Annotated in this window: 5 protein-coding genes; 4 read left to right on the top strand and 1 reads right to left on the bottom strand. The window is 61.0% G+C overall.

Annotated elements, in window-relative coordinates; all coding sequences use genetic code 11:
• On the bottom strand, positions 1-503 hold a 503-nt coding region (locus ABY403_RS14145; protein WP_372841470.1), incomplete at its 3' end, for a phosphoenolpyruvate carboxykinase (ATP).
• A 352-nt stretch (positions 504-855) separates the two neighbouring features.
• Here ABY403_RS14145 and ABY403_RS14150 point away from each other — a divergent pair.
• The 4 genes from ABY403_RS14150 to ABY403_RS14165 form a co-directional block, all read left to right on the top strand.
• The gene (locus tag ABY403_RS14150; RefSeq protein WP_372841471.1) at positions 856-1,557 is read left to right on the top strand and encodes a response regulator transcription factor; all 702 of its coding nucleotides are present in this window, start codon (positions 856-858) and stop codon (positions 1,555-1,557) included.
• Positions 1,554-3,287, top strand: coding sequence for a sensor N-terminal transmembrane domain-containing protein (locus ABY403_RS14155; RefSeq protein ID WP_372841472.1), 1,734 nt, complete (start codon positions 1,554-1,556; stop codon positions 3,285-3,287). Before ABY403_RS14150 ends, ABY403_RS14155 begins: the two co-directional genes overlap by 4 nt.
• Positions 3,284-3,709, top strand: a complete 426-nt coding sequence (locus ABY403_RS14160; RefSeq protein ID WP_372841473.1) for an HPr kinase/phosphorylase — start codon at positions 3,284-3,286, stop codon at positions 3,707-3,709. The genes ABY403_RS14155 and ABY403_RS14160 overlap by 4 nt, the downstream gene beginning before the upstream one ends.
• On the top strand, positions 3,706-4,168 hold a 463-nt coding region (locus ABY403_RS14165), incomplete at its 3' end, for an RNase adapter RapZ (protein WP_372841474.1). The genes ABY403_RS14160 and ABY403_RS14165, both read left to right, overlap by 4 nt.

The following is a 4,168-nucleotide window of genomic DNA, read 5'->3' on the forward strand; positions in this document are numbered from 1 at the left end:
GCCGGATCTGCCTTGAACGAGGGCGCGTCGATGATGGTGAACTCGGGCACAAAGCCATCAAGTTCATGGCGGGCGGGGCGGCGCAGCATGTGGCGGATGAAAAGGCCCTGCCACGCGAGTTCGGTCACGATGCGTACATCCAGCCGATGCTCAAGGTCGGCACCGCCGTAAAGGTCTTGTACAAAAACTTCGCGGCCCTTGAGGTGCGCCAGCATGTCGGCGTGCAGCCTGTCAAAGGCATCAGGCGCCATCGGCGCGTTGTTTTCCCACCAGATGGATTCTTCCACCTCGGGGGTGCGAACGACGAACTTGTCTTTCGGTGAACGGCCGGTGTGCTTGCCGGTCGTGCAATAGAACGCACCGCCCTTTCCGAGCGTTCCTTCGCCGCGCTTGAGTGCGGCCTCAACGAGCTGCGGCTCGATCAGGTTGTAGTGAACAGTGCCAAGGCCGGTGATACCTTGATCTTCCAGTCGGTTCGCCGGGTTGACGCGTCCGATGCTCATCTTTTCTGCTCCCGATGCCGTCGTGCGGCGGTTCAAAGGGTGTGACCCGGCAGTCCTCTCCCGGGGGCTGCCGATCCGCCGACGCATGAGTTTGGCCGCGAATGCCGCTCCTATACCACGCAGCGAAAAGGAAGGAACAGAAGGGTTTGTTCGGGTTAGCGCAACCAAATGCGCTTTGTGCGACAAGTCCTTAAAGGTGCGACAAATTAGTCAAAGATTCGGTTTTTTCGGGCCTGCTGATTCGCCGGAAGGGGGTGATTCGTACTTGAGAGTTGATTCCCGCCCGTGGAAAGCGGAGTATGCCTTAAAACTAGAACAAACGAAGCACCCAGAGCAGTTAAGGGACCCCAGCATGTCGAGGATCGCACTCGTTGACGACGACAGGAATATTCTGACTTCCGTTTCGATGACGCTCGAAGCAGAGGGCTTCGAAGTCGAAACCTATAATGACGGTCAATCTGCCTATGATGCATTCAACAAGCGCCTTCCGGATATGGCGGTGCTGGACATCAAGATGCCGCGCATGGACGGGATGGATCTTTTGCAGCGGCTGCGCCAGCGCACCACGATGCCGGTGATCTTTCTGACTTCCAAGGATGATGAGATCGATGAGGTTCTTGGCCTGCGCATGGGCGCTGATGATTATGTGAAAAAGCCGTTCAGCCAGCGCCTGCTGGTCGAGCGTATTCGCGCGCTTTTGCGCCGCCAAGACGCGATTGCAACGGGCGAGGTCGCAACGACCGAGGAAACCAAGGTGATGGTGCGTGGCGCACTCACCATGGACCCGCTGCGCCACTCGGTTACCTGGAAGGGTAACGATGTCACCCTGACGGTGACCGAGTTCCTGCTGCTACAGGCGCTTGCAACCCGCCCCGGATTTGTGAAAAGCCGCGACCAGTTGATGGACGTGGCCTATGACGACCAAGTCTATGTGGACGACCGCACCATCGACAGCCACATCAAGCGTCTGCGCAAGAAGATGCGCATGGCTGATGATGACTTCACGGCGATCGAAACGCTTTACGGGATCGGTTATCGTTACAACGAAGAATGAGCATGGCGGCGGGGATAGGATTGACGACGTCAAAACGCAGGTCCGACACCGATGTGGTGCTGGGCGAAGACTGGGTTGCCCCCGACGATCTGGTCGATGGCGAACTGCGCCAGAACCGCGAGCGGCGCAGTTGGGTCTTGCTCAATTCATCGCCGCTGGCGCGCAAGATCATCACCTTCAACCTGCTGGCCATGGTCGTGCTGGTGGCGGGGGTGCTGTATCTCAACCCGTTCCGTAGCAGCCTGCTGTTGCAGCGCGAAAGCGGGCTGGTTGCCGAGGCACGTCTGGTTGCCAATGTGTTCGAAGCCGGCCTGCCCGCAGACGGCGCGGCCGACGCAGGCTTGGGCGCGCAGAGCGACGTTGCGGCAACACTTGCGGCGCTGGAACGCGCCGAGGGGGTCGAGGTTCGGGTTTACGATGCCTCGCAAACCTTGCTTGGCAGCACTCTTGGCCTGCCGCGGGGCAATTCTACGGTGGTCGAAGGGCTTGGTGCAGACGACCGCCCAACGGTCATCACCGATTTTCTGAACCGGATCTGGGAAGGCATGGCGGCGCTGTTTTCATCGCCGCCCGAGGCGGAAGTCGCACCCGATGAGTCGCAAGCCTCGGTGCGGGCGCTTTTGCCAACGGCCCTGTCTGGCACCACCCGGATCAGCACCGGGCGCAGCGCCACGGGTGAAACCACCTTTTCGGTAGCGACCCCGATTTTGCAGGATGGACGCGTGGTTGGCGTGGTGGCGCTGACCTCGGTCGAAGGCGTGATCGACGATCTGGTGCGCGTCGAACGCGAGCAGGTGCTGCAAGTCTTCGTGATCGCCATCATCGTGTCGATTGGCTTGAGCTTGGTGCTGGCCTCAACCATTGCCAACCCGCTTTCCGACCTTGCCGCCGCCGCAGAAATTGGCCGCGACAAGCACGCCCGCAAGATGAGCCCCGGCCGCGTGCGGATTCCGGACCTGACTGCGCGCCCCGATGAGATCGGGCGGCTTTCAGGGGCAATGCGCGGTATGGTGGCCGCGCTTTATGATCGGATCGACGCCAACGAACAGTTTGCCGCCGATGTCGCGCATGAAATCAAGAACCCGCTTGCCAGCTTGCGCTCGGCGGTTGCCAGCCTGCACGTCACCAAACGCGATGACCATCGCACCAAATTGTTGAACGTGATCGATCACGATGTGCGCCGCCTCGATCGACTGGTCAGCGACATTTCCAACGCCTCGCGGCTTGATGCCGAATTGGTGAAGGAAGAAGAGGAATCCTTCGATCTTCTGAAGATGCTCGCCAATCTGACCGAATATCACGGGGCGGAGGCCGCCAAGAACGGTGTGGATTTCATCACCGACCTGCCATCGCAATCGGTGATGATTCACGGGCTTGAGGCGCGGCTGGCGCAGGTGTTCGTGAACCTCATCACCAACGCGCTTTCGTTCTGCGAAGAGGGCGACGCGGTGCGTGTCTGGGCGCGTAAGCGCGAAAACCGCGTGCTGATCGTAGTCGAAGATACTGGCCCCGGTATTCCGGAACAGGCTTTGACCAAGATCTTCAAGCGGTTCTATTCAGAGCGTCCGGCAGGGCAGTTCGGTGAACATTCGGGCCTTGGCCTTGCGATTTCCAAACAGATTGTCGAGGCGCATGGCGGCGTTATCTGGGCCGAGAACATCCGCCCGACCTATGCCGATGTGACCTCGGAGCCTTTGGGGGCCCGCTTTGTTGTGGGCCTTCCGGTTTGAGCAAAGCCCCACTCTGCCTGCACGCAAGCACGGTGGCGCATCTGGGGCGCGCGGTGGCAATTACGGGCAGTTCGGGTAGCGGTAAATCGGGCCTTGCGCTGCAACTCATGGCGTTCGGGGCAGTGCTGGTGGCAGATGATCGCACCAATCTGACGCTACGCGACGGCAAACTTATCGCTACGGTCCCCGCACCGATCCGCGGCCGGATCGAGGCGCGCGGGCTTGGCCTGCTGGGCGCTGAAACCTGCCCTGAAGCCGAATTGGTGTTGGCTGTCGATCTTGACCGCGAGGAATCAGAGCGGCTGCCGCCAGCGCGGGAAGTTGAATGGTGCGGCATCTCGGTCCCTCTTGTGCTGCGCGTGCAAAGCGTCCATTTTGCCGCAGCAATATGGCAATATCTCAAGGCGGGAAGGGTGGCGTGACGCAAGCGCGGGGCACCACAGGCGGGCAGGGCGAGGCGACGCAGCGCGTAGTGCTCGTTACCGGCGCTTCGGGGGCGGGGCGCACCACAGCGATCACCGCGCTTGAAGATCTTGGATACGAACCAATCGACAATCTGCCGCTCAGCTTCGTGCCGCGGCTGCTTTTCGGGCCGCCGATCGTGCGCCCTGTCGCGCTTGGCATCGACGTGCGCAATCGCGATTTCTCCGCCTCGAACCTGATCGAGTTGATAGACCGGCTGACTCGTGACCCGACATTGGCGCTAGAGGTTCTCTATCTTGACTGCCAGCCCGATGAGCTGGTGCGCCGCTACCGCGAAACCCGCCGTCGCCACCCGCTTTCGCCCACCACCGAACCCGCAGAAGGTGTCGCGCTGGAAATCGACATGCTGGCCCCGATCCGGGCGCGGGCGGACGTGCTGATCGACAGCACCGGGATGA

Source organism: Phaeovulum sp. (assembly GCF_041596715.1).
GTDB lineage: Bacteria > Pseudomonadota > Alphaproteobacteria > Rhodobacterales > Rhodobacteraceae > UBA6213.